Raw genomic sequence first — 23,999 nt, 5'->3', positions numbered from 1 at the left:
ATGGGACACAGAGAATTTACCCGCAGTGATCGGGTGGCGGCGCAATTGCGACGCACACTCGCCACCGCGATTCATCAAAACTTACCGGATGAGGACACCTCGTTCATCACCATTTCTGATGTCGAGGTAACCCGGGACTTGTCCGTGGCCACGGTTTATATCAACACATTGGATCCGGCTCAGGAACGATTGGCCCTGGATACGTTGAAAGCCAATGCCGCCGCATTGCGGAAAGTGATGGCATCTGAGTTACATGCGCGAAAGATACCGGAATTGCGCTTTAAATACGACAATTCTTTAGAGTACGGCCGCAAAATGGAGGACTTGATTAAGCAAGCCCGCGCCAGTGATCCGCAACAAGAGGATTAAGTGAGTCATTAATATGGGCCGTCGTGGCAGCCGCAAACAAGATTTCACCGATGTTCACGGTATATTGTTATTAAATAAACCCGGTGGCATCACCTCCAATCAGGCTTTGCAAAAAGTGCGACATTTGCTCAAAGCCAATAAAGCCGGTCATACCGGTAATTTAGACCCGATGGCCACCGGCTTATTGCCCTGTTGTTTCGGTGATGCCACCAAAGTGGCTGATCTCATGATTAACGCCGATAAAACCTATGTGGCGACAGCCGTTTTGGGCGCCAGGACCGACACCGGTGACGCCACTGGGCGCATTGAAATGGAAAAATCCGTGCCCGATTTTAACGTCCGACAAATCCAGCAAGCCTGTGACGAGTTAACCGGAGAAATCTACCAAACGCCGCCGATGTATTCAGCGCTTCATCATCAGGGGCGGCGATTATACGAGTTGGCGCGTGAAGGGAAAAAAGTACATCGCACGGCCCGGAAAGTCCATATACATGCTTTTGATTATATAAGCATTAATACGGACATCCGACCCATGACAGTCACTTTTCAGATACATTGTTCTAAGGGCACCTATATCCGCATACTGATTGAGGATTGGGCCGAAAAAATGGACACCCTGGCGCATCTCAATGCCTTACACCGTACCCAAAGTGGTGTGTTTGACGGCGCTGATATGCAATCGCTGACGCAATTGCAACAAAGTGATTGCCCGCAGCAATTTTTACTGCCGGCTGATGCAGCACTGATTGAATATCCGAAGATAAGCCTTAATCCACAACAAGCGCAAGACCTGATTCATGGTAAACAGGCAGCAGTGGCGTGTGGCAACGGCATGCATCGCTTATATGATGTTGACGGCTTATTTATGGGCATGGGGAAAGTGTTTAATAAATCACTGCGTGTGCATAAATTATTTATGAAATCCTACCAACAATCTCAGAATGCGGATCAAATTGAGCGCTGATATTTTGCCTCTGCAAGGCCATGAAAAATACCACAAAAGCTTGTGTTTAAACTGCTAAGCCTTTAGAATACGCGGCTTACCTGGGTGGTGCGATTCGTCTGACGGCCTCCCGGCAATTTTTTCACGGGACACAACGTCCCCTTCAACGAGACAAGAGATGATTACAGTTGAACAAAGACAAGAGATTATTAACGAATACAAAACAAGTGAGAACGACACCGGTTCACCGGAAGTTCAAGTGGCCTTGTTAACCGCTCGGATTAACAATTTGTCCACCCACTTTAAAACCCATAAAAAAGACATCCACTCACGGCGCGGTTTATTAAAACTGATTAACCAACGCCGTAAATTGCTGGCTTACACTAAACGCAAAGATGCAGAACGCTATCAAAACCTGATTCAGCGTCTTGGCTTGCGTCGATAAGATTGGCAAAAACCCCCGCTTTAGGGGGTTTTTTGTAGGTTCAAGGGAGCCTGCAAGATTGGAGAAGAGAATAGAAAAGTTAACAGGCCAATAAGTAGGTCAGGAAGAGAAAAATGAATAAATACACAAAACAATTTCAGTACGGCCGTCATACCGTCACATTAGAAACCGGTCAAATTGCACGCCAGGCAACCGGTGCCGTTAAAATCACCATGGGAGACACTGTTTTATTGGTGACCGTGGTGGGAAAAAAAGAAGCCGATCCAAACCAGGGCTTTTTCCCGTTAACAGTGAATTATCAGGAAAAATTCTATGCCGCCGGTGCCATTCCGGGAGGATTCTTTAAGCGTGAAGGCCGTCCCACGGAGAAAGAAACCTTAATTTGTCGTTTGATTGATCGCCCCATTCGGCCCTTATTTCCCAATGGATTTAAAAACGAAGTGCAAGTGATTGCTCAGGTGATGTCCTTTGATAAAGACATTGATTCGGATATTCCGGCCCTGTTAGGTGCTTCGGCAGCCCTGGCAATTTCCGGCATTCCGTTTAACGGCCCAATCGGTGCCGCCCGCATCGGTTTCAAAGACGGTGAGTATTTATTAAATCCGTCTTTAGAGCAATTGGAAAGCTCACAATTGGATTTGGTGGTGGCCGGAACCGACAAAGCCGTGTTGATGGTTGAATCAGAAGCGGATTTATTAACCGAACAACAAATGTTGGGAGCAGTTAATTATGGTCATGAACAGATGCAGGTGGCCATTGATGCCATCAAAGAAATGGCTGCTGATGTGGGTAAACCCCGCTGGGAATGGCAGCCGCCTGAGACCAATGAAGATTTACTCAATGCCATATCATCCGAATTTGGTGCCGACATTGAAGCGGCTTTTGCCAACCAGGTCAAAGAAGACCGATACAATGCGCTGGCTTTATTACGCGAGAATGTGGTCAATCATTTTTGTCCTGAAGGCGAAGAAGACGCCAAATATGAAGCCAAGGAAGTGGCTGAAGCCTTGGGTCAACTGGAAAAACAACATGTGCGCCAAAAAATTATTTCCGGTGCCAAACGGATTGACGGTCGTGATAAAGACACAGTGCGTCCAATTCATGTTGAAGTGGGCTTGTTGCCGCGTGCGCATGGTTCAGCCCTGTTCACCCGCGGTGAAACCCAGGCCATTGTCGCCACCACGTTGGGCACCGGTCGGGATGCCCAGTTGATTGATGGTATTGAAGGCGAAACCAAAGACGATTTCATGTTGCATTATAATTTTCCGCCGTTTTGTGTCGGTGAAGCCGGTTTCATGGGAGGTCCAAAACGCCGCGAAATTGGCCACGGTCGCTTAGCAAAACGCGGTTTAATGGCAGTCGTGCCAAAAGAAGAAGATTTTCCGTACGTGAAACGTATCGTTTCGGAAATTACCGAGTCCAACGGCTCCAGTTCCATGGCGTCTGTATGCGGTTCATCCTTATCGATGATGGATGCCGGTATTCCCTTAAAAGCACCGGTGGCCGGCATTGCCATGGGTCTGATTAAAGAAGGCGATGATTTTGCCGTACTGTCAGATATTTTGGGTGATGAAGACCACCTCGGTGATATGGATTTTAAGGTGGCCGGAACCGAAGATGCCATCACGGCTTTACAAATGGACATTAAGATTGAGGGCATTACTTCTGAAATCATGGAAATAGCTTTGCACCAGGCCACCGCCGGTCGGCAGTTTATTTTGGCTGAAATGAACAAAGTTATTTCGTCGCCTCGTGAAGAAATGTCGGCCTATGCGCCACGCTTAGAAACCATTCAGGTTAATCCGGATAAGATTCGCGATATCATTGGTAAAGGCGGCGCCACCATCCGTGCCCTGACCGAAGAAACCAATACCACCATCGATATTGATGATGATGGCACGGTGACCATTGCGGCGATAAATCAGCAGGACTCCGATGCGGCGAAAAAACGCATTGAAGACCTCACCGCTGAAGTGGAAGTGGGTGCTGTTTATGAAGGTAAAGTGGTCAAAATAATGGATTTCGGTGCTTTTGTGAACCTATTGCCCGGTCAGGATGGTATGGTGCACATCTCTGAAATCTGCCACGAACGCGTTGCCAAAGTCACCGATAAAATGTCCGAAGGTGACATGGTTCGGGTGAAAGTTTTGGAAGTGGACAAACAAGGCCGTGTGCGTTTATCGATGAAAGCTCTGCTTGATAAGCCAGAATAAATCCTCCTGAGCGAATCTGAGCGCGGATCTCTGCGTTGCAAGCGCTTACCCGAGACCTTCACGCACGACTTGTGCGCTCAGGCCTTCGGATAAAAGCTTCCGCCTTGATCTCCACACTCAGATTCGCTCAGGACTCTAAATTGAGCGCTAATCTCTGCGTTGCAAGCTCTTAGCCGAGACCTTCACGCACGACTTGTGCGCTCAGGCCTTCGGTTAAAAGCTTCCGCCTTGATCTTCACACTCAGATTCGCTCAGGACTCTAAATTGAGCGCGAATCTCTGCGTTGCAAGCTCTTAGCCGAGACCTTCACGCACGACTTATGCGCTCAGGCCTTCGGATAAAAGCTTCCGCCTTGATCTCCACACTCAGATTCGCTCAGGACTCTAAATTGAGCGCGGATCTCTGCGTTGCAAGCGCTTACCCGAGACCTTCACGCACGACTCGTGCGCTCAGGCCTTCGGATAAAAGCTTCCGCCTTGATCTCCACACTCAGATTCGCTCAGGCTGTTTAGGATTCAACACAACCTAACCTCACTGAAAACCCGTCATTCGGCGGGTTTTTTATACTTGTTGTTTTAAGCAAAAAGAAAAGAAATAAATAAAACATAATAAATATCCTGTGAATTGATTTACATTCTCTTAACATTTCGTTATATTAGCAAAGCGATTTTAATTAACAATGAAAAATTTGGAGAATTTATGAATCAAATATCTAAAGTAACGTTAACTATTATGTTAACCACTTTATCATGGGCTGCGATTAGCGCGAATAAACCAACAACGAAGCCAGAACGTGCCGTCACAATTGAGGCCCTGAGCCCAGATGGACAGTTATCTTCAGTGAACACCCCGTTTTTAGTGGATAGCCATGGCTTTGAAGCCAGTGAAGGTTTTAGTTTGGGGTTTTTAGGTGGTCAGGCCGGTTGGACCGTTTTTGCAAACAGCTCAGTAGAACCAACCATTGATAACAGCAACCCGGCTTCGGGCTCACAGCATTTCAGAATGGCCGAAGATACAAGTATATCCTGGGGTACTGATGTGGGTGGTTTTAGCCCCGATTTAGGACCGCAACCGGCCGGTGTTGAAAACCGAGTCAATGCGGATTTTATGATTTCGAGCTCAGGCGGTTCTGATTATTATTTAATTGGTCAAGCGCCATCATTAACATTTGCAACATGGAATGTTAATTTTGATTGGCAGGGCAATATTTTTGTGGCCGATGATTTGGGTGGTGGTTTTGCCTATGAGGACACTGGCGTGGCGTGGCCCGTGAATAGCTATTTTAATTTTGAAGTGGTCACCAATCCGGGTGGTACAGCGGGTGTTGAGTATTATTTAGACGGTACTTTAATCTGGACACAAACCACGATGTTATCAGCGTCTGACAATGTGGAACAAGTGGTTTTTTATAATGATAATTTCCAATTTGGTTCAGGCGAAACGGCTGATATGGATAACTTGATGATTGATACAGATGCGGCCGGTCAACCGCCAACGCCCGCCATGCCGGTACCGGGATTAGGCACCTTTGGTATAATTTTGTTGTCATTGGGACTGTTATGGACGGTCCGACGTAAATGGGTACTGTCATAACTAAATAATGAACAATACCTTGTAAAAGCGTCTCAGGGCGCTTTTTTTGTGCTTATTGATAATTGGTATTGGTCTTTCCAATAGTTAACCAGTATGCATGACAATATTAATTTTGTTGTTTTTATCTGGTACTTTAATCATCCCAGCCCATGCGTTTGGCAAGACGATTGGCTTTTTTGTGGTGTTTTTTGGCGAGTTTCTCATTACCGGACTTTTCATGCAATTGGGCGGCGGTTCGATACCAGATGACCGTTTCAGGTCGTTCTTCAGCGTAGGCATCTAACAAGTCCAACGCATGGTTTATGTGTGCCAAATCATCGCTGTTATCAGCCAACCACTCAGCATAGTTTAATTGGGCATCCAAATCACCTTGTTCAGCAGCCTGAGCCAGCCAATAATGAGTAGGGTGTTGGGTCGGGTTCATGTCCGGTCTGGTTTTGAAAATCTGTGACAGACGGCGCGCAGCCTGAGCTTGGTTGTTTTCGGCTGCGATTAAAAGCCACCGAACACCTTTTTTACGGTCCTGATAGCCACCTTTGCCGCTATATAAATTATTGCCAAGTTGATACTGCGCATCGATTTGGCCGCTTTGCGCCGCTTTAAATAACCATTGATTAATGCTTGCCTGATCTGATTTTAAATCCAATGATTTATTAACCGGGCTGTTTTTATCAATGGCCATGGCCAGGTGATAAAAAGCATCGGGATGATTTTGCGCGCTGAGATCTTTCAGGGTTTTCAATCGTTCTTTGTAAACATCTTCATAACGTGACTGTCTGTTTGTTAAAGAAAAAACCATGGTTTGGGAGACAGCAATCGGATAGGGTTTGATGCCATCCTGGTAAGTCACCTTAAAACGAAATTTTCGCAGGGCTTCTAAGGTGGCCTCTTCAAAGATGCCCTCGGGATAGCTGGTGGCAATCACCGGCCGCCTGAGTGAACCGTCGGGATGAACTTCAAACACGGTGGTTACCCAACCCTGTTGTCCTTTTTTAAGGGCTTTATACGGGTAGCTGGGCGCCTGAGTTTTGACCAGTTTAAGGTTGTAGTCAGAATGCGCCGATGCGTTAGTTGACACCGGGGTTTCAGGTGGAGCTAAGCGCTCAGAAATTATTGACTTGCCATATTCTTGATGGAGTAATTCCGCTTGTTTGACGGCTTCATTCAATTGTGCTTCAGTCAGGGTGTCTTTAATTTTATTTTGCAGAACATGAAGCTTGGGGTCATCGGCAGTATTGAGCAATGTGGCCCAGGCATAAGCTTGAACCGGATTTTTGTCCGTACCTTGACCCAAATAATGCATCACCGCCAGATTATGTTGGGCTTCATGGTGGCCGAGTTTTGCTAAAGCCTGGTATTCTTTTAAAGCGGTTGGGTAGTTTTTTTGTTCATAGGCTTCACCGGCATCCAAAAAATCGGCAGAAGCAGCGGAAGTGCTTAATAAAAAACACAAAATTGATGCTATTTTCATTGATTTCTTCTTCATAAACGAATGTAATATATTATAGAGAAGTGATTAATTTATGTGTTTACCGAGTTCACAGTTTTAACTAAAAAATCATTGGTCTGTGGTCATTAAAGGGCGGCCGGCTCTTGATTGACGGTGCCGTTCTCGAATTGAAGTCTTGTACTCTGGTAAGTCAAGTTTAAATTCGGAGATGACAGTAAGTTCGGACTCAGGTTTGGGTCGGTGGTCGTGATCGGCGATATAAATCACCCAATAATAGTCATAGGGGCTCTTTGTCTCTCGAACGTAAGCCACGCCAAGTTCATTCTGGTATTGATAAAAAAGCTGCTGGCCCAGAAGTAAATGGCGGTGGTTCTCACTATTCAGCAATTGTTCGAAGGTTTCATGTGCGTACTTGTTTCCTGCAGCAATGGCTTCTACCTGGTTGCCAATTGTCGAATAATCTTTACTGAGTGGATAGCCGTTTTTTTGTAAATTCTGGTTGGGTGATAAACGACCGATGTTGTGCATCAGAATACTGTGTTCGCTCAGAAGTTGGGCCTTTTGTTCTGCAATTTTTGTTAAAAGTGCATTGCATTTGATTGTTGTTCTGGTCTGATGTGGGTGTTGACGGATCAATTGAGCTAATTGCACTGCCTGTGGGTTGTTGCCACAATCTGAATCAGCGAAAAGCGCTGTGTTTAAGCAACATCCAATAACAACAAGCAAACTCATCACGCCATGTAATCGTTTGAATGTTTGCTTGTTGAGCGGGTGCATGTTTATTTCTTAAGTTTTTCCAAAATGGGTCCAATGATTTCCATCGGCATTGGGAACACGATGGTGGAATTTTTCTCGTTGCCGATGTCACTGAGGGTTTGTAGATAGCGCAACTGCATGGCACCGGCCGATTCGGTCATTTCTTTGGCGGCTTCCACCAGTTTGGCAGCAGCTTGTTGCTCACCTTCGGCCAGAATCACTTTGGCGCGGCGCTGACGTTCGGCTTCAGCTTGGCGGGCGATGGCACGAATCATGGATTCATCAAGATCCACATGTTTAATTTCTACGTTGGCCACTTTAATACCCCAGGCGTTGGTTTGCTTGTCGAGAATTTCCTGGATATCGGCGTTCAGTGAGTCGCGCTCAGAGAGCATTTCATCCAGTTCATGTTTCCCAAGAACCGAACGTAACGTGGTTTGAGCCAGCTGGCTGGTGGCGTCATGGACTTTTTCTACCTGAATAATGGCTTTTTCGGGGTCTAAAATGCGGTAATAAATAACGGCGTTGACCTTAACCGAGACGTTGTCCAGGGAAATCACATCCTGCGTGGGAACGTCCATCACCACAGTGCGTAAATCGACCCGCACCAATTGTTGGATAAAAGGAATCACCAGGATAAATCCCGGGCCTTTGACCTTATCAAAGCGACCCAGGGTGAAAATTACCGCACGTTCATACTCGCGCATGATGTGAATCATCGAGGTTAACAAAAAGAAAATAACCGCGATCGGTACTAACCAGAAATATAGTTCATTCATGAAGCATTCTCCAAATGTGTCACATACAAAGTTAAACCATCGATGCGTTCGACGCGCACGGTATCCCCGACATCGTAATGGTGTTTGGTGAGGGCTTTTGCGCGCCAATTTTCACCGTCTAAATGGATCCGAAGTCCATGTTCGTTGTGGTTACTGACCACTTCGCCGGTTTGACCGACGAGACTTTCGCTGCCGGAAACCACCGGTTTTTTAAAAGAGCCGGCCAGGTAATACATGATGCCGGCGAACAACACCCCGGCGGTCAGCGCAATACTGACAATTAAACTGATGGGGATACCAAACCCCGGAACCTCTGTGTCCATTAAAATCACCGAACCAAAAGTTAAAGAAACAATCCCGCCAATGCCTAAAATGCCAAAGGAGGGCACAAAAAATTCGACTGCGATCAAAGCGAAGCCCAAAAAAATAAGCGCCAAACCGGCAAAATTAACCGGCAAAATCTGAAAAGCGTATAAGGCCACCAGTAAACAGATACCGCCAATGACACCGGGCACCAGTGCGCCGGGGTTATAACCTTCTAAAATTAAACCATAAATACCAATGAGCAATAAAATATAAGCCAGTGAGGGATTGGTGATGGTGGCCAGTATTTTGTTTTTTATACCCGGTTCGATGCTTTCCATGCGCGGGTTGTTTAACTCTAAATTCACTTCTGATCGCCCCAGTTGCAGGGTTTGGCCGTTTATTTGTGCGATTAAATCCTGTTCATCAACGGCCAAATAGTCAATCACATTTTTTGCCAAAGCCTGTTCTGCGGTTAAGGTAGCGGCATGGCGCACCGCCTGCTCCGCCCAGTCGGCATTTCGACCCTTTTGATCCGCCAAAGCACGGATATATGCGACTGAATCTTCCAGGGCTTTATCACCGGAGGCCTGTTCTGTGGGTTCTTGTTTATCCTTGTTATCTGTGGCTTCTTCTAACGCTTCATAGGCTTTGTCGGCCGGTGTGGGTGGTTTTTGGCCGCCAATGGGTACCGGTGTGGCGGCACCTAAATGGGTGGCAGGCGCCATCGCGGCAATGTGCGAGGCATACAGTAAATAAGTACCGGCGCTGGCGGCGCGAGAACCTGAGGGGCCGACCCAGGTGGCGACGGGCACTTCACTGTTAAGTATTTTTTTAATCATATCCCGCATGGAGGCCGATAAACCGCCGGGTGTGTCCATTCTAATCATCACCAGTTGCGCCTTACTTTGTTCTGCCTGTTCAATCCCGCTGATCACATAATCACGGGTCGCGGGACCAATGGCGCCATCAATGGTGAGGACCATAACGGTTTGCTTGGCTGGTGGGTTTTTTTGCGTGTTTTGTGCTTTCACCGATGCACCAATAAGTAGCAGTGACAACATCACAGTTAACCACAGAACCGATTGACAACGCAGTCTTGAAACACCATTTTTCATAGCAATTAATATAGCATATTTTGTTGAATTTGACAGTGTAATAAGTCATCCATCGTGTTCAATTGTACCCCCAAAGTATCTGGACTGAATAATCGATGCACTGGACAAGCGCCATGCGGCTGAATACAATTATCTTTTATAGTAAAAAAGGTTCAACATATTCATGTCTGAAACACCGGTGGTTTTTAGCCCGTTACGGGTGGTTTTAATGATTTTGATTACACTGTCAAATTTAGCGGTACTCATTGCTTTTGCGGTGCCCGGTCAGCCGTGGTCACAATGGCTGAGGCTTTTTGGCATCGTGTTTGTCATGATGTTTGTTTTTGTTATATTACTGGAGATAACCTGGCTCCACCACCGAGGCAAACATGTGACGGATGCGGGAATGGTTAAACAATACCGGCTGGCTAAAATTATCTATGTGCTGCTGCTGGTTTCCGGTATTGTTCTGGGTTTGGTTGCATTGCTGTAATATCGTACAGTCTTTTTAGAGGAGAATATCATTATGAAGCATATGACAGGTTTAATTTTGGTGCTGTTAATGGCCGCCTGCGCCACCAGTCCCACCGGCCGAAACCAGCTGATTTTAGTGGGTGATGAACAAATGCAGGAAATGGGGATCAGTGCTTTTCAACAAATAAAATCAGACAAAAAGATCAGTCAAAACAGTCAGAAGCAAGCCTATGTCACCTGTGTGGCTGAGCATATAATCGCAGCCCTGCCCGATCAGTGGGCCAATCGACAATGGGAAATAGTGGTGTTCGACGATGATACAGCCAACGCTTTTGCACTGCCCGGCGGTAAAATTGGCGTGCATACCGGTCTTTTGGATGTGGCTGAGACACCGTCTCAGTTGGCAGCCGTTATCGGTCATGAAATTGCCCATGTGTTGGCGCGGCACGGTGCCGAGCGGGTATCTCTGCAGGTGGCGGCTCAAACCGGTTTACAGGTGGCCGATATCATGGCGCGTCAGCATATGGAGGGCACCACCGAACAGCAAATTTTAATGGCCGGTTTGGGCATTGGCGCGCAAGTGGGTGTTTTATTGCCTTTTTCTCGCGCCCATGAATCAGAAGCCGATCAATACGGTTTAAACCTGATGGCACGAGCCGGTTTTAATCCAGAAGAAAGCATTCAGCTATGGAAAAACATGGATCGGGCTTCTAAAGGCCAACGGCCACCGGAGTTTTTATCCACCCACCCGGAACCGGAAAACCGCATCCTGGCATTAGAAAAATATTTACCTGAAGCTCAGAACTTACAGCGCCAGGCGATTGCAAACGGTCGCCGGCCTAATTGTCGTTAGCAGCAGATGTCGGCACCACTTCGGTTGACGCTTTTGGGGTTTCAGGGCGCACAATTTCAGGTCTTGTAAAGCGTTTTTCAAACTGCACCAGGCTGGGCTGCAAAAAGTCATCATCTGCCCTGCGTTGCTGGTTGAACCAGGCCGGTTTGTGTTGTTCGATAAGTGCGTCTCCACGGGTCATCATGTCCATTAAATTAAGTTGCGTTTCATAGGCGTGTTTAAAAAACGCTAAATTCAATATCGCCTGGTCACCGGTCAGCGCGCTGCGGATGGGCGCATTTTTGTGGTAAGTGCTTGGAAATAAAGTTTCTACCGTGGCCTTTAGACGGCGATTTTCAGTGAGGTATTCAAAAACCGCATTGGACAGCGCGGAATCGTAAATTCTGGCGGGATTGCTGGTGGTGAGTTTTCGGTAGATTTGTTGTTGCACGGTGTTGGCATGCAGGATAAATGTTTCATTCACCAGGGGTTTAACTGAATCCATGGGGTCCACAATATGAACCTGGCTGACGTTGATGCTGTTTTGCCATTGCGGCCAGTGGTGTTTAATAATATTGTTGACATCCACTTTCTGGGCGGCCAGGAAAGTGAGTCGATTGGGCAGTAAACCAAATGTGCCACGGTCTAAGGACGTGGTGATTTGCTGGCCTATGACCGGCAGCGGACAGTCCATATCCAAAACCGTCGGGTTGTTCTCAGCAAACAGATAAATATAGCGTTGGCTGGTTTCCAGCGCTTGCTCAAAAACAATGTGATCTTTGAATTTTCCCACCAATGTGATCTGCAACTGGCCTTCATAGTTGGCTATTTTTTTGTTATTCAGTTGTGTAGGCAGGGATTGTCGCTCTTGCCAGTTGACATTGTCATAACAAATGGACAAATCACCCAACTTTAGCTGTTGCGCAATTTTTAGGTGGTTGGGGAAGAGTTGTAAAATCTTGTTGTCCGGTTTTAATTTAATGTTTGCACCACATGCGGTGTTGACGTCACAGGCTGAAATAACCAGATTATCCGGTACCGCATCCGTTAATTGATCGGTGTTTTGAAAAAAATCTATGTCACTACCGGTGGCCATGTGGGTGTCACGGTATTCCTTGATGTATAAACGTATGGCCTGTTTTAAAGTGGTCCATTTTTGTTCCAGTCGGGTAAACTGGCTTCTTAAAACGCTGTCCGGCTGAAAACAGTCCGGGTATTGGTAAAGGTCTGAGCCGGTCTTTAAAATGGATTCAATATCAGCCTGCGTCGGTGGTTTTTCAGCCATCAGGCCCGGCCAGCGGTCATGCAGCCAGTTCAGAGATTCAACAGCGAGCAACCATTCCAGGGGGTTGGGTTTTAATGAAAACTGATCAAGACAACGTTGGTCTTCAACTGCCTGGGCAGGCAGATAATTGATGATTTGGGGATCCGCCATGTCCAGCACCCTGGCCATGCTGACAGGACTGTCAAGAACCGTTAACTGACCGGCCATACCGGTATCAAAAGCATGTATCTGCGCCCAATCAATAAAATCTTGTAAACAGCTTTCAAACTGATGATCCGCTATGGGCTGTTCGGGATTGGGCGGTATGTGGGTGCTTAAATTAAGACACACTTCCAGATTTTTCTGGATGTGGGTTCGCAACGGCTGGGTAAAATAATTGTCGGGGTCATTCAGGCCAATGGCCAGTGCCAGAATCTGATTGTTTAACTGCGCATCAAAATGATCAGGATTTTTAAACTTGGCCGGCAGTTGCTCAAAAATACGCTGTAATAAAAGAAACAGGTTTTTATCGCGGGCTTCAATGATGGCTTGCTGACTTGACCACAATGATTGTGATGCTAAGATTGCCTTTTGAAGTGCTTGCTGTTCTTCGGCCGTCAGTAAATGCGGACTTAATTCAATGCGTTGGTAAACTTCTATCCAGTCGTACGCCCAGGCCAGCCATATTTTTCGATTCTGGTGGAGACTCATGCGCAAAAAAACCGCACTCAAAGGTGTCCAGCTAGACCATCTGTGACTGAAATCAGTGATTTTATCTACCAGGGTATGGTCTTGATCCGAAGGGGGTATTTTGGCGTTTAAGGGAACAACAAAATCCAAGGTTTTATGAAGTTGTGACTCTGCATTAAGGATTTTGTGTTTGGCTTTTGGCAGTTCAGTGATTCCCAACCAGGCGGTACTACCCTGACTTGCCAGTCGCTTTAGTATGGTCTGCCAATAATGGTTTAAATTAAGCCAGACATAAAATTTCTGACTGTTGGACAGCCGCTCGTTTAAATGTGGTAATGACTTAAAGGTTCCCAAATCAACCTGTCGCCAGCGGTTCAAAGTCATGCCGTTGGAATAACGAATCAATATTTGCGCCATCAGGGCATGGGTATTGATTTGACTCATATTGTGCGGTGACGGAACGGCTTCCTGCAAAGCCTGTTGCCAATGGGTATGCATTTGGTCTTGAGAGGCAAAGGACAGTGAGAGTTGTTCGGCGATGCGGGTTAAATAAACCGCTTTGCCCATGCCGTATTGACTTTTGATGAGTTGCGCCACGGCTTCGGCATCTTCAGCATTCAAATCACTGCGTCCCTGATTGCCGGATTGGGCCGACACAATCACGGAAGACATCAGTAAGAACATAAGCGTTAAAATGTGAGGTCTGAATAAAACCATGGCCTGTCAGAATCATGAGAAGCCATTTATTGTATCAAATGCCACTAAGCCCTCAAAGCGATTAAAATTCAAGGCCTCGGCAAATTCTGTTGGAAGTTAGCCATCGGCACGCTAAAATGGCTGTTTTTAGCAAGTAAGCGACACCATTTTAGTGAAAAACCTGAAGATCATAACCACTGGCGGCACCATTGATAAACTGTACTTTGATGATTTAAGTGATTATCAGATTGGTCAGCCGATCATCGGTGAATTATTGCAAACCTATCATGTGGGCTTTGATTTTGAGGTGGTGCCGTTGATGAAAAAAGATTCTATTCACATGAATGATGAGGACCGGGCTTTAATCAAACAGGTGATAAAAAAATCTGATGAAGCGCACGTTTTAATCACCCATGGTACCGATACCATGGTGGACACGGCCCGTTATTTGTCGGGCATTGACGGTAAAACGATTGTTTTGACCGGCGCCTTAACGCCGGCTCGATTTAATGCCACCGATGCGATTTTTAATATCGGCTGTGCGGTGGCGGCGGTTCAGGCTCAGCCACAGGGTGTATGGGTGGTGATGAATGGTCAAATCTGGGATCCGCACAGGGTGGTCAAAAACCGTGCTGCCAACCGTTTTGAGGCACATTAAAATGGCTGAAGTGTATCAGGTTCATCCCGAAAATCCACAACCACGGACAATTAAAATGGCCATTGATGCGGTCAAAGAAGGCGGGTTGATAGTTTATCCCACCGATTCTGGTTATGCCATAGGGTGGTCACTGGACAACCACCAGGCTCTAAAAAAAGTGGCATTCATCAAAGCCGTGGAAGAACACCAGAACTACACCATGATGTGTGACAGTATCTCTCAAATGACCGATTATGTGCTGGTTGATAATGTGGCTTTTCGTCTGATGAAACAGCACACGCCCGGCCCTTACACCTTTATCTTACCGGCCACCCGCCGGGTACCAAAAAAAATGCAGCACCAAAAGCGCCGCACCATCGGGGTGCGGGTATCTGATCACAATGTGGTACAGGCGCTGCTGACTGAATTGGGCGAGCCGATGATGACCTCATCGCTTGAATTTCCGAATGTGGACATGTATGCATTGGACATCGATGATGTGGTGGACAAAATCGGTAACCAGGTGGATATGATTATTGACGTAGGCTATTGTGCCCAGGAACCGTCCACGGTGGTGGATTTAAGTGACGGCGAAGTGAACATTCTGCGTCAGGGTGCCGGTGAGGTTGATTTTGTCTGAATCTGAATTAAACCGGCAAGCCACCCAATCAGAAATGCCTTTTGCACTGGTGGAGGGGCAGCCTTTTACCGAGATGCCAACGGATTTGTATATTCCGCCTGATGCGCTGGAGGTCATTTTAGAGGCTTTTGAAGGGCCTTTGGATTTGTTGTTGTATTTGATTAAACGCCAAAATCTGGATATTCTGAATATTCCGATTTTTTCCATCACCCGCCAGTATGTGGAATACATCGAATTAATGCATCAGCTTAATTTTGAGTTGGCCGCTGAATACCTGGTAATGGCCGCCATGCTGGCGGAAATAAAGTCGCGCATGTTACTGCCAAGACCGGTAATGGATGAAGACGAAGAGGCTGATCCGAGGGCTGAATTGATTCGCCGATTACAGGAATATGAGCGGTTTAAACAAGCCGCTGAAGACCTCGACACATTACCGCGTCAGACGCGTGATTTTTTGCCGGTTCTCATTCACAGTGAAACGGGGATAGCTCAAGAACAGATTGAAACCGTCGATATCCGTGAACTGGTGCTGGCTTTTCAGGCGGTGATGGCACGGGCTGAACTGAAAACTTCGCATGCGGTATCGCGTGAAGTGTTGAGTGTTAAAGACCGCATGGCGAGTGTTATGCGGCGATTACAATCAGGTCAAACCACCCGTTTCGATGAATTATTCACCCCCGAAGAAGGCAAGCAAGGCGCGTTGGTGAGTTTTTTGGCCATTTTGGAATTGCTCAAGGCTCATGTCCTTGAATTGGTTCAAAATCAGGCCTTTGGTCCTATTTATTTGAATTTGGCTGCGGAGTAAGTAAGCATGGACGATCAACAAATTAAGCACATCATCGAGGCGGCATTAATGGCTTTTGATGAGCCGTTGGCTGTACAGCATTTAAAACAATTATTTGGCGAACAGCCGGTCAGTGGTGCCGACATCAACCGGGCGCTGGAACAATTACAAAAAGATTATGTTGGTCGTGGTATTGAACTGCAACAGCTGAGCAAAGGCTACCGTTTGCAGACACGACCTTCGGTGCAGGAATGGCTGGATAATTTAAGACAAAACAAACCCCGGAAATTGTCCCGTGCACTTTTGGAAACGCTGGCGCTGGTGGCTTATCGTCAGCCCATTACCCGCGGTGAAATTGAAGATGTTCGCGGGGTCGCGGTGTCGAGTAAAATCATTCACTACCTGATGGATAAAGAATGGATTGAAGAGGTGGGTTATCGAGATGCACCGGGTAAACCGGCTTTGCTTGGAACCACCGATGAGTTTTTAAATTATTTTAATTTACAGTCCTTACAGGATTTACCGGCACTGGCCGAAATTAAGGATTTTGAATCCTTTGAACAATCACTGGATTTTAATGAACAAACCGAATAACACCATGTACTTTGAAACCGAAACACAAGAACGCATTCAAAAAACGCTGGCCCGCAACGGTTTGGGTTCCAGACGACAAATCGAGGCGGCCATTAAATTAGGTCAGTTGTCAATTAACAACACGCCGGTTCAGTTGGGGCAAAAACTCAGCGCCGGTGACCGCATCGTCTGGAAAAACCGGGTCTGGTTGGTGGAAGAAACACACAGCAAGCCCCGGGTGCTGATGTACCATAAGCCCGATGGCTTGGTCACCACCCGTCAGGATGAACTGGGTCGGCCTACGGTGTTTGACAGTCTGCCCAAAATCAAAGGCCAGAAATGGCTGAACATTGGTCGTTTGGACATCAACACCACCGGTTTGTTGCTGTTTACCACGGACGGCGATTTTGCCCATCACATGACTCACCCAAGTTCTCAAATTGACCGTGAATATGCTTGTCGGATATTCGGTGAGGTGGATGATGATATGATTCAGCGTTTATTGTCCGGTGTTGAACTGGAAGATGGCCTGGCAAACTTTAGCGATATACAGCGCGCTGATGAGGATCGGGAGGGCAGTGCCAATCATTGGTTTTATGTGGCCATTATGGAAGGCCGCAACAGAGAAGTCAGGCGTTTATGGGAGTCTCAGGGTGTGCAAGTTAATCGCCTCAAAAGGGTGCGTTACGGTGGTGTATTTTTGCCCAAGAATCTGCTGCAGGGAAAATACCGCGAGCTGAATGATAAAGAACTGTCTATTTTATTTGAGGACAGTCACTATCAGCCGCCGGCATCACAATTAACGGTTAAATCCGTGGCCAAAAAACGCGGTCGCTCAAAAGGTTAACATGCCACGCACAACTTCAAACAACCCTTAAAATTTTACCACTTAAACGGTGGTTTGCCGCGCCAGTACTGAATCAACAGGAAACCGGTTAACGCCCCGCCCAGATGGGCAATGTGTGCAATCCCGTCCTGGCTGGGGTTGATACTGCTGATGAGTGCTATACCGGCAAAAATAAGCACAAAGTATTTGGCTTTCATGGGAATCGGCGGAATCACCAAATAAATGGTGTGGTTTGGCCACATCATGCCGTAAGCCACCAGCAAGCCATAGACGGCCCCTGAGATGCCGATGGCCGGCGCATTGGATAACAGTGCATTGGCCAGCGCGGCGCCGATAATACACACAATCAGGTAAAGACCGTATTTTTTTTCACCCCAGTAATGTTCAATCTGTGATCCAAACATCCAAATGGCAAAACCGTTGAAAAACAGGTGCATAAAATTACCGTGCAGCAGACTGTAGGTGACCAGTTGCCAGGGGTAAAAGTAATCACTGTTGATTGGGTACAACGGAAAATAGCGGTAAATAAACTGACCGGCGGCATTTCCAAACAGTTGTTGAAAAACAAACATGACAAGCATGGCAATCAGCACATTGCGGGTAACAGGCGGAATGGCGGCCAAAGGATTATTGTGGTTTTGCATCGGGTTTAAAGTTGGCAATCAGTTGAGCGGGTAACCTGAGGCCATCGCCGCGAATTTCAAGTCTGATGTGGGTCACACAGGCCGGTTTAAAATATATATCCTCATCGCCGGTTAAATAAGCACTGAGCTGGCTGATGGTGGGGTTATGACCCACCAGAACCAAAGCGGGTTGTTTGGCCTGTTCAAGGATTGCGTCACACCAGATACCGACCCCGGCGGTATAAAATTCATTTCTGGCATCACATTCTTCGATGCCAAAAACGGCCGCAATTTGAGCCGCCGTCTGATGGGTGCGAACCGCATCGGAACACAGAATATAAGGCACGGTATCGGTGTTTTGCCGGATAAAACCGGCCGCCTGACGGGCTTGGGCCTGGCCCAAATCCGATAAAGGTCGCTGGTGGTCACTGTCTTGCATCGGGCTGTGACCGTGTCGAACAATAAATACATTCATGATTGTGAGGATAAACGTTTTGCCGTGGAAAAGAAAGTGTGTTTGATGGTATCGGTATCAGCTTGTAGAGGCAAGGCTTTCATCGCAGCCACGGTTTGTTCCAACATAGGTGCGTTGTTATCTTTACGTTGCTGAAAAAGCTGTTTCGCCACCTGTGAGTTAAATTGTTGCTGATTAAAAAAATAATTGATTTGCTCATCACTGAAAAACACCCGGGCGCTGACCTTAATAAGTCGATGCGCCTTGAGTTCGTCATAAATGCGGATTGCTGAACGGGCATAATCATCAAAAGCCATACTGACATTGGCGGTATCCAGATCGCAGGCCAGATAAACCAGTTGCTGATCCGTGTCACTGTCCATTTTTCTGGATTTAAGAAGGTAATGTGCCATGTTACCCTGAAAAAAATAACGTTTATTGTCACCATGGCGTCCAAAGGTGCTGCCTTCAATCATGGTTTTTAATAAGGCCCGGTGGTGGACCGAATTTAAAAGGCTTTCAGAATCGGCATCTACCGACAGGCTGCTGATTTGCATCGCTTCTTCAAAACTGGCCGCTTCATTGGCACCGATTAACTGTTGCTCATTGGCGGTGCCGCGCAGGCCTTGCTGTAAATCGTGGGTCACTGAGAAATACGACAGTAAAGCCCATTGCGATGCGGTGAACTCATCGGCACAGTGGCGATGGCATTCAATCAGCATTTGGCATATATCATTGCAATGGAATTCATTGTGGTAGCTTCTCGGGTGCTGACTTAAACTGCCGTTGCGATGACACATGCGCGCATAGGCGATGTGCATCATGCGGTTTAAGCAAGGCCACCACGGCAGGTCGGACCACAGTGGATCCGCCCAGTTGAGCCATTCATCGAGTTGCGGATGATGTGTGTCCAGCTGGTTTAATATATAACGGGCCCCTTTCAGGGTATTGATTTTTTCACTGCTGACATCATCGACAAAAATTGAAGCAGTCATATGCCGTCTTCCAATGCCTGTGTCAGATAACGGTCTTTTAATGTGACATAATGCTGTGCCGAATAATCCAGAGATTGCCGTTCTTTTACGGACAAATCACGGCGTTTAACTGCCGGATTGCCAACCCATAATTCACCTGAGGGAATCACTTTGCCAGGGGTCAGTACACTGCCGGCGCCAAGCATCGAATAAGGCTGCATCACCGCTTTATCCAAAATACGGGCGCCCATACCCACCAGGCAACTGTCTCCAATACGGCAGGCATGCAAAATGGCACCGTGACCAACGGTGACATGGTTACCAATCATCAGCGCACCGCCATCTGGCGTATAGGGGCCAACATGGGTCACATGCAAAACACAGTTGTCCTGAATATTGGTTTTGGTGCCGATGCTTATGCGGTTGACATCACCGCGAATAACGGTCATGGGCCACACCGATACGTCATCGGCCAGTTCAGTCTGGCCGATGACGAGCGCGGTATCATCTATAAAAACCCGTTCCCCGAGGGACGGATAATGCTCTAAGTAGGCACGCAGTGTCATGATTGAATCATTAAAGTATTTTCCGAACCGGACTTTGTGCCCGGCTCGGAACTGTCATACACGGTGCTTAATAGGTGGTCAGTATTCTGGTGGTCAGACCCTGGTCAGTGAAATTAACCGTGGCTTTTTGTTGCTTCCAGTACAGCATGTTTAAAGTGATCTGTTTCTGGCTCTCAAGTTGCCGTTTCATTTCCTCGGATAATTGTGGCATATCGGCCAGTTTAAACAGTTCTTCAATCATTTGCTTATAACCTGCGGCATCGGCAGTGGTGCTGATAAGTAGGTTTTGACCTTCCTGCTTCACCAGATCACTCAAATTGCCGCCACCGGGATAACCCAGTGACAAGCCGATGGTTTGGTTATTAATGGCGGCATAAGCACTGTTCAAATCGACCGGAAGACTCATTAAGTTAGGCGGTAACTGCTCTTTTAAAGGAATTAAACTACCATCGGTGGGTAACACCATGCCCTGCAGTTGTGGCAACATCATTTGTGCCATACCAATCAGGGATTGTGCTTCATCCACGGACAAAGCCAGTTGCATCTTAAAGGAGTCAATCATTTCCGCCGGCTTGTTCATATTGGCGGCCTGCTCATTCACTTTCAGATCGCTGAAAGCCATGTTAAAGCCTTTGAAATTACCGATAAAAGGCGGTAAAGGCTGAGAAATTTTGGCTCTGAATGCTTCAGCCTGTTGGTTAAACTGGGTAAACAGCTCACACTGATAAGGCTCATTAATGATGTTATCAATGTATTTGGTCAGCACTTTTTGGCTGTTTAAAATATCAACACTCATGCCAAAGCTGAAAGCTGCGGTTTCATCCGCAGCCGGAATACGGCCGGCCAGTTGTGCCATGTCCTGACTTAATTCACGGTCCATTTCCCAAATCATGGCACTGTCAATCCTATCATCAGTCATGGCGGTGGCACCCGCCACCAAACGTGGCGCTTTGGCCAACATGGCATTGATTTCCGATTTACAGGCCGGTGATAATTTATTGTCCTCAATTTGGAAAAAATCCAATAAGGCAGCGTCATAGTTATCGGGGTTGATAAAATAATCCGCCACCGCCTGCACGTCCATCACAAACATATCATCAACCACAAAGCCGTGTCTGGTTTTAACAGCGTTTAAACGGTTACGGTTTTGCGCCATATTATTCGCCGGTTTTTCAATGCCGGTCAGGGTGGTCACCAATTTGTCTTTTATGACGGTGGGTGCCACGGACAAGACCAGATAATCATCGTTGTGTGCAGCCAGTACGGTCATACGATCCATCGTATATTCGCGAATGGCTAAGCCACCTTGTTCCTGAACTTGCGGGCTGAGTGTAAATTGTTGGTCTAAATCAGCAAACATGTCGCTGATTTGGTGGCCTTCTGATAATTGAATGCGTATCACCGGAAATAAATCCACCAGATAACCCACCATCTGAGATTCACCAACCTTAAGTCCGAGTTTGCTGAAATGACCGTCAACCACCCAGCGATCAACAAATTGCTCTATTTTATTTAAATCAGCATCGCCCATAACCTGTTTGTCTTTATCAATCTGGCGCATGGATTCATTCAGATCACTGAAAGCCACTTTGACATAGTTGGCGATATTGACCATATAATCTTGCATCACTTCAATGTAACGGTCGGGGTATAAATCGTTGCTTAAACCTGAAGACATAAACATCGGTGTATCCGCCGGCACAAAGGATAAGATTTCCGCTTCAGCCAGCGCTGATTGCACAATGTCGGTCTTTTCGGCGTCTTTGTCATCGCCACAGCCTGATAGTCCCAAAACCAACAGGCCAAGAATAATGATTTTTTTCATGGTAACCTCTCTGAATAATTTTTGTTGGGCGGTCATCACCACCGCACGTTCTTGGCAGAAAATTGTATCATTATTAAATCCGGCACGCATATGCCATAAGTGTAAAATGTGATTGATTAATCAAAATAAGCCGCTTATCAGGATAAGAAACCCGATTTGGACTTGTTGTAATAAGCCTTTACTTATAAACTGGTGGTTGCAATCGGAGTAGATATGTTAAAAATAATGAGTGTTATGAGTTTATTGCTGACAGCTGTTATTGCGCAGGCACAAAGCGACCTGGAATTAATTTTTGAAGCCGATGATTTTCTCGGCGGCCTGCCGGTAAACCAAAGTGGTGTGATTCGCTTCACCGTGGTCAATCACGGGCCGGATGATTTAATATCATCTCAAGAACTGATTAGAATTGATGGCTTTTATAATTATGTAAATTCAGATATCGGATTTTTGATTGACTTTCAGAGTCATGACCCCGATTGTCGATTGGCCTTTGAGCACATTGATCCACCGCCACCGGTGAATAATTATGTGCTTAAATTACTTGGTGGTATTCATAAAAATATTCCATCGGGATCCGCCGTCTCTTGTGAATTTACCACCTATGTTCCGAGTGTAGGTCAATCAGATATGCTGTGGAGGATAATGCCTATGCATGGCATTTTAGACCCGGATGTAACCAACAATACCCAGCAGTTTACCTTCCGAGGTTTAGCGGAGTCTATTCCTGTGAATAATTATTTGATGTTATTGCTATTTAGTGCTGTGTTGCTGTTAAGTGCTTGGCTTCATAGACCCGCAAAACAGAATTAACTCATCCAGTTAATAATTTTCTTTTTGAGTTGGGTGAAGGGCGCACGGACCAGGTCGTTGCCGTTGAGACGGGATTGGTAATAGACGGATTTCATGTGGCTCATGGTGACAAAGCCCTGGTGGCCGTGGTAGCTGCCCATGCCGCTGGCGCCGATGCCGCCAAAAGGGAGGCGTTGCTGGGCAAAATGCACCAGGGTTTCATTCACAGCCAGCGAACCTGATGAGGTCTGTTGTTTGACCCGGCGGATGGTTGTTCGGTTATTGCTGTATAAATACAAGGTTAAGGGTTTGTCGCCGCGGTTAATGTAATCAATGGCATCGCTTAAATCATTGACTGCCACAATCGGCAGGATGGGGCCGAATATTTCCTCCTGCATCAGCTTGCTTTGCTGATCAGGTTGGTTCACAATCACCGGTGCCATGCGATTGACCTGGTTTTGGTAATCGGGATACAGGTCGATAATTTGATTATTGGGAACTTGTTTTAATAAGCCTTGCAAACGTTCAAAATGCTGGGTATTGACCACACAGCTAAAATCATCATTGTTTATATCAATGCTTGGATAGGCGTCAATGGTGTGTTTTTTCAGCGCTGCGATTAAGGCTTCAATGCGATCGGCTTCAATCAAAACATAATCCGGGGCGATACAGGTTTGGCCGGCGTTAAACCATTTGCCTTTGGCAATGCTTTTGGCGGCTTTATCCAGTGAATAGTTACGGTCAATCAGCACCGGTGATTTACCGCCGAGTTCTAAGGTCACCGGTGTTAAGTTGTCAGCGGCGTTGCGCATAATGATTTTACCGACCCGGGTGGAGCCGGTGAACAATAAATGATCAAACGGCAGGCGGCTGAATTGATCGGCCACATCGACGTCTCCAAGCACCACATGAACTTCATCGTCGGTAAAAACTTCGGCCAGTAACTGTTGAATCAATTCAGCGGTTTTGGGGGTGACTTCAGAAGGTTTAACCATCACCCGATTACCGGCCGCGATGGCGGCGGTTAAGGGGCCGGCCACCAGGTTAAAGGGGTAGTTCCAGGGTGCCATGATGCCAACCACGCCTTTGGCTTCAGGCACAATAGCACAGCGGGATGGCCAGAATTTCCAGTCCGCGGTCCATTGATCGGCTTTGGCCCAGCGAGGCAGGTGTTTAATGGTGTGCTTGATGTCTTCTAAATTAACCAGAACCTCTGCCAGTAAGGTTTCACCTGCAGCGCGGTGGCCGTAGTCGCTGTTTATGGCGTTGATGATATTTTGTTTGTTCTGTTGAATCGTTTGATATAGCGCTTGTAATCGTTCTAAACGTCGGTCTAAGCATATAGGCGGCAGGGCCTGCATTTTATTCAGTTGTGTGTGCATA

The 23,999-nt window shown here is 46.8% G+C and carries 23 protein-coding genes and 1 pseudogene; 13 read left to right on the top strand and 11 right to left on the bottom strand.

Annotated elements, in window-relative coordinates:
* The 5 genes from rbfA (at nt 1) to IEV16_RS06585 (ending at nt 5,563) form a co-directional block, all read left to right on the top strand.
* On the top strand, nt 1-369 hold the full coding sequence (gene rbfA, locus IEV16_RS06605) for a 30S ribosome-binding factor RbfA (protein WP_188364885.1): 369 nt from the start codon (nt 1-3) through the stop codon (nt 367-369).
* A gap of 13 nt (nt 370-382) precedes the next feature.
* Nucleotides 383-1,333 carry a tRNA pseudouridine(55) synthase TruB gene (truB, locus tag IEV16_RS06600; protein WP_188364884.1) on the top strand — a complete coding sequence of 317 codons (951 nt, stop codon included), beginning with the start codon at nt 383-385 and terminating at the stop codon, nt 1,331-1,333.
* Between the two features lie 157 nt (nt 1,334-1,490).
* Nucleotides 1,491-1,757, top strand: a complete 267-nt coding sequence (gene rpsO / locus IEV16_RS06595; RefSeq protein WP_188364883.1) for a 30S ribosomal protein S15 — start codon at nt 1,491-1,493, stop codon at nt 1,755-1,757.
* Between the two features lie 113 nt (nt 1,758-1,870).
* Nucleotides 1,871-3,970, top strand: coding sequence for a polyribonucleotide nucleotidyltransferase (gene pnp / locus IEV16_RS06590; RefSeq protein ID WP_188364882.1), 2,100 nt, complete (start codon nt 1,871-1,873; stop codon nt 3,968-3,970).
* 699 nt (nt 3,971-4,669) lie between these two features.
* Complete coding sequence (locus IEV16_RS06585; RefSeq protein ID WP_188364881.1) at nt 4,670-5,563, top strand: hypothetical protein; 894 nt, start codon at nt 4,670-4,672, stop codon at nt 5,561-5,563.
* A 133-nt stretch (nt 5,564-5,696) separates the two neighbouring features.
* On the opposite strand, the gene IEV16_RS06580 is transcribed toward IEV16_RS06585, so the two are convergent.
* The 4 genes from IEV16_RS06580 to IEV16_RS06565 form a co-directional block, all read right to left on the bottom strand.
* Complete coding sequence (locus tag IEV16_RS06580) at nt 5,697-7,034, bottom strand: TonB family protein (RefSeq protein WP_188364880.1); 1,338 nt, start codon at nt 7,032-7,034, stop codon at nt 5,697-5,699.
* 87 nt (nt 7,035-7,121) lie between these two features.
* Nucleotides 7,122-7,790 carry a CAP domain-containing protein gene (locus IEV16_RS06575; RefSeq protein ID WP_188364879.1) on the bottom strand — a complete coding sequence of 223 codons (669 nt, stop codon included), beginning with the start codon at nt 7,788-7,790 and terminating at the stop codon, nt 7,122-7,124.
* Nucleotides 7,791-7,792: 2 nt separating this feature from the next.
* Nucleotides 7,793-8,548, bottom strand: coding sequence for a slipin family protein (locus IEV16_RS06570; RefSeq protein WP_188364878.1), 756 nt, complete (start codon nt 8,546-8,548; stop codon nt 7,793-7,795).
* Nucleotides 8,545-9,969, bottom strand: a complete 1,425-nt coding sequence (locus IEV16_RS06565) for an NfeD family protein (protein WP_229728277.1) — start codon at nt 9,967-9,969, stop codon at nt 8,545-8,547. Before IEV16_RS06565 ends, IEV16_RS06570 begins: the two co-directional genes overlap by 4 nt.
* A gap of 163 nt (nt 9,970-10,132) precedes the next feature.
* Here IEV16_RS06565 and IEV16_RS06560 point away from each other — a divergent pair, with 163 nt between their 5' ends.
* Nucleotides 10,133-10,441, top strand: coding sequence for a hypothetical protein (locus tag IEV16_RS06560; protein WP_188364877.1), 309 nt, complete (start codon nt 10,133-10,135; stop codon nt 10,439-10,441).
* Nucleotides 10,442-10,474: 33 nt separating this feature from the next.
* Complete coding sequence (locus tag IEV16_RS06555) at nt 10,475-11,275, top strand: M48 family metallopeptidase (RefSeq protein WP_188364876.1); 801 nt, start codon at nt 10,475-10,477, stop codon at nt 11,273-11,275.
* Here IEV16_RS06555 and IEV16_RS06550 read toward each other — a convergent pair.
* Nucleotides 11,262-13,880: a hypothetical protein gene (locus IEV16_RS06550; RefSeq protein WP_188364875.1), complete on the bottom strand. Its 2,619-nt coding sequence runs from the start codon at nt 13,878-13,880 to the stop codon at nt 11,262-11,264. The genes IEV16_RS06555 and IEV16_RS06550 overlap by 14 nt on opposite strands.
* 196 nt (nt 13,881-14,076) lie before the next feature.
* Between IEV16_RS06550 and IEV16_RS06545 the strand changes: the two genes are divergently transcribed.
* From IEV16_RS06545 to IEV16_RS06525, 5 genes and pseudogenes are all read left to right on the top strand, one after another.
* On the top strand, nt 14,077-14,562 hold the full coding sequence (locus IEV16_RS06545; RefSeq protein WP_188364874.1) for an asparaginase domain-containing protein: 486 nt from the start codon (nt 14,077-14,079) through the stop codon (nt 14,560-14,562).
* A gap of 1 nt (nt 14,563) precedes the next feature.
* Entirely contained in the window at nt 14,564-15,181 is a 618-nt protein-coding gene (locus tag IEV16_RS06540) for an L-threonylcarbamoyladenylate synthase (RefSeq protein WP_188364873.1), read from the top strand.
* Nucleotides 15,174-15,980 (top strand): annotated as a pseudogene (locus IEV16_RS06535) (segregation and condensation protein A); the annotation flags it as partial. The gene IEV16_RS06540 and the pseudogene IEV16_RS06535, both read left to right, overlap by 8 nt.
* 12 nt (nt 15,981-15,992) lie before the next feature.
* Nucleotides 15,993-16,559 (top strand): SMC-Scp complex subunit ScpB, encoded by a 567-nt coding sequence (gene scpB, locus IEV16_RS06530; protein WP_188364872.1) that lies wholly within the window; start codon nt 15,993-15,995, stop codon nt 16,557-16,559.
* Complete coding sequence (locus tag IEV16_RS06525) at nt 16,543-17,385, top strand: pseudouridine synthase (protein WP_188364871.1); 843 nt, start codon at nt 16,543-16,545, stop codon at nt 17,383-17,385. Before scpB ends, IEV16_RS06525 begins: the two co-directional genes overlap by 17 nt.
* Before the next feature lie 35 nt (nt 17,386-17,420).
* Here IEV16_RS06525 and IEV16_RS06520 read toward each other — a convergent pair whose 3' ends face one another.
* From IEV16_RS06520 to IEV16_RS06500, 5 genes are all read right to left on the bottom strand, one after another.
* Entirely contained in the window at nt 17,421-18,047 is a 627-nt protein-coding gene (locus tag IEV16_RS06520) for a rhomboid family intramembrane serine protease (RefSeq protein WP_229728276.1), read from the bottom strand.
* The gene (locus tag IEV16_RS06515) at nt 18,013-18,483 is read right to left on the bottom strand and encodes a SixA phosphatase family protein (RefSeq protein WP_188364870.1); all 471 of its coding nucleotides are present in this window, start codon (nt 18,481-18,483) and stop codon (nt 18,013-18,015) included. Before IEV16_RS06515 ends, IEV16_RS06520 begins: the two co-directional genes overlap by 35 nt.
* A complete protein-coding gene (locus IEV16_RS06510; protein ID WP_188364869.1) occupies nt 18,480-19,457 on the bottom strand; it encodes a hypothetical protein in 978 nt (325 codons plus the stop codon). Before IEV16_RS06510 ends, IEV16_RS06515 begins: the two co-directional genes overlap by 4 nt.
* On the bottom strand, nt 19,454-20,005 hold the full coding sequence (locus tag IEV16_RS06505; RefSeq protein WP_188364962.1) for a gamma carbonic anhydrase family protein: 552 nt from the start codon (nt 20,003-20,005) through the stop codon (nt 19,454-19,456). The genes IEV16_RS06510 and IEV16_RS06505 overlap by 4 nt, the downstream gene beginning before the upstream one ends.
* A gap of 64 nt (nt 20,006-20,069) precedes the next feature.
* Nucleotides 20,070-21,827, bottom strand: coding sequence for a flagellin family protein (locus IEV16_RS06500; RefSeq protein WP_188364868.1), 1,758 nt, complete (start codon nt 21,825-21,827; stop codon nt 20,070-20,072).
* A 213-nt stretch (nt 21,828-22,040) separates the two neighbouring features.
* On the opposite strand from IEV16_RS06500, the gene IEV16_RS06495 reads away from it, so the two are divergent.
* The gene (locus IEV16_RS06495) at nt 22,041-22,637 is read left to right on the top strand and encodes a hypothetical protein (RefSeq protein WP_188364867.1); all 597 of its coding nucleotides are present in this window, start codon (nt 22,041-22,043) and stop codon (nt 22,635-22,637) included.
* Here the strand turns inward: IEV16_RS06495 and IEV16_RS06490 are convergent.
* Nucleotides 22,634-23,998: a coniferyl aldehyde dehydrogenase gene (locus IEV16_RS06490; protein ID WP_188364866.1), complete on the bottom strand. Its 1,365-nt coding sequence runs from the start codon at nt 23,996-23,998 to the stop codon at nt 22,634-22,636. The two genes, IEV16_RS06495 and IEV16_RS06490, sit on opposite strands and share 4 nt — an antisense overlap.
* Nucleotide 23,999 lies beyond the last annotated feature (1 nt).

Origin of the sequence: Marinicella pacifica, from assembly GCF_014636635.1 — a bacterium.
Lineage (GTDB): Bacteria > Pseudomonadota > Gammaproteobacteria > Xanthomonadales > Marinicellaceae > Marinicella > Marinicella pacifica.
This window is presented reverse-complemented; position numbering and strand designations above follow the sequence as displayed.

What these genes read in the sequence shown, in the direction of transcription:
- rbfA (WP_188364885.1), top strand. Translation starts at nt 1, where the DNA reads ATGGGACACAGAGAATTTACCCGCAGTGATCGGGTGGCGGCGCAATTG.
- truB (WP_188364884.1), top strand. Translation starts at nt 383, where the DNA reads ATGGGCCGTCGTGGCAGCCGCAAACAAGATTTCACCGATGTTCACGGT.
- rpsO (WP_188364883.1), top strand. Translation starts at nt 1,491, where the DNA reads ATGATTACAGTTGAACAAAGACAAGAGATTATTAACGAATACAAAACA.
- pnp (WP_188364882.1), top strand. Translation starts at nt 1,871, where the DNA reads ATGAATAAATACACAAAACAATTTCAGTACGGCCGTCATACCGTCACA.
- IEV16_RS06585 (WP_188364881.1), top strand. Translation starts at nt 4,670, where the DNA reads ATGAATCAAATATCTAAAGTAACGTTAACTATTATGTTAACCACTTTA.
- IEV16_RS06580 (WP_188364880.1), bottom strand. Translation starts at nt 7,034, where the DNA reads ATGAAAATAGCATCAATTTTGTGTTTTTTATTAAGCACTTCCGCTGCT.
- IEV16_RS06575 (WP_188364879.1), bottom strand. Translation starts at nt 7,790, where the DNA reads ATGCACCCGCTCAACAAGCAAACATTCAAACGATTACATGGCGTGATG.
- IEV16_RS06570 (WP_188364878.1), bottom strand. Translation starts at nt 8,548, where the DNA reads ATGAATGAACTATATTTCTGGTTAGTACCGATCGCGGTTATTTTCTTT.
- IEV16_RS06565 (WP_229728277.1), bottom strand. Translation starts at nt 9,969, where the DNA reads ATGAAAAATGGTGTTTCAAGACTGCGTTGTCAATCGGTTCTGTGGTTA.
- IEV16_RS06560 (WP_188364877.1), top strand. Translation starts at nt 10,133, where the DNA reads ATGTCTGAAACACCGGTGGTTTTTAGCCCGTTACGGGTGGTTTTAATG.
- IEV16_RS06555 (WP_188364876.1), top strand. Translation starts at nt 10,475, where the DNA reads ATGAAGCATATGACAGGTTTAATTTTGGTGCTGTTAATGGCCGCCTGC.
- IEV16_RS06550 (WP_188364875.1), bottom strand. Translation starts at nt 13,880, where the DNA reads ATGTCTTCCGTGATTGTGTCGGCCCAATCCGGCAATCAGGGACGCAGT.
- IEV16_RS06540 (WP_188364873.1), top strand. Translation starts at nt 14,564, where the DNA reads ATGGCTGAAGTGTATCAGGTTCATCCCGAAAATCCACAACCACGGACA.
- scpB (WP_188364872.1), top strand. Translation starts at nt 15,993, where the DNA reads ATGGACGATCAACAAATTAAGCACATCATCGAGGCGGCATTAATGGCT.
- IEV16_RS06525 (WP_188364871.1), top strand. Translation starts at nt 16,543, where the DNA reads ATGAACAAACCGAATAACACCATGTACTTTGAAACCGAAACACAAGAA.
- IEV16_RS06515 (WP_188364870.1), bottom strand. Translation starts at nt 18,483, where the DNA reads ATGAATGTATTTATTGTTCGACACGGTCACAGCCCGATGCAAGACAGT.
- IEV16_RS06510 (WP_188364869.1), bottom strand. Translation starts at nt 19,457, where the DNA reads ATGACTGCTTCAATTTTTGTCGATGATGTCAGCAGTGAAAAAATCAAT.
- IEV16_RS06500 (WP_188364868.1), bottom strand. Translation starts at nt 21,827, where the DNA reads ATGAAAAAAATCATTATTCTTGGCCTGTTGGTTTTGGGACTATCAGGC.
- IEV16_RS06495 (WP_188364867.1), top strand. Translation starts at nt 22,041, where the DNA reads ATGTTAAAAATAATGAGTGTTATGAGTTTATTGCTGACAGCTGTTATT.
- IEV16_RS06490 (WP_188364866.1), bottom strand. Translation starts at nt 23,998, where the DNA reads ATGCACACACAACTGAATAAAATGCAGGCCCTGCCGCCTATATGCTTA.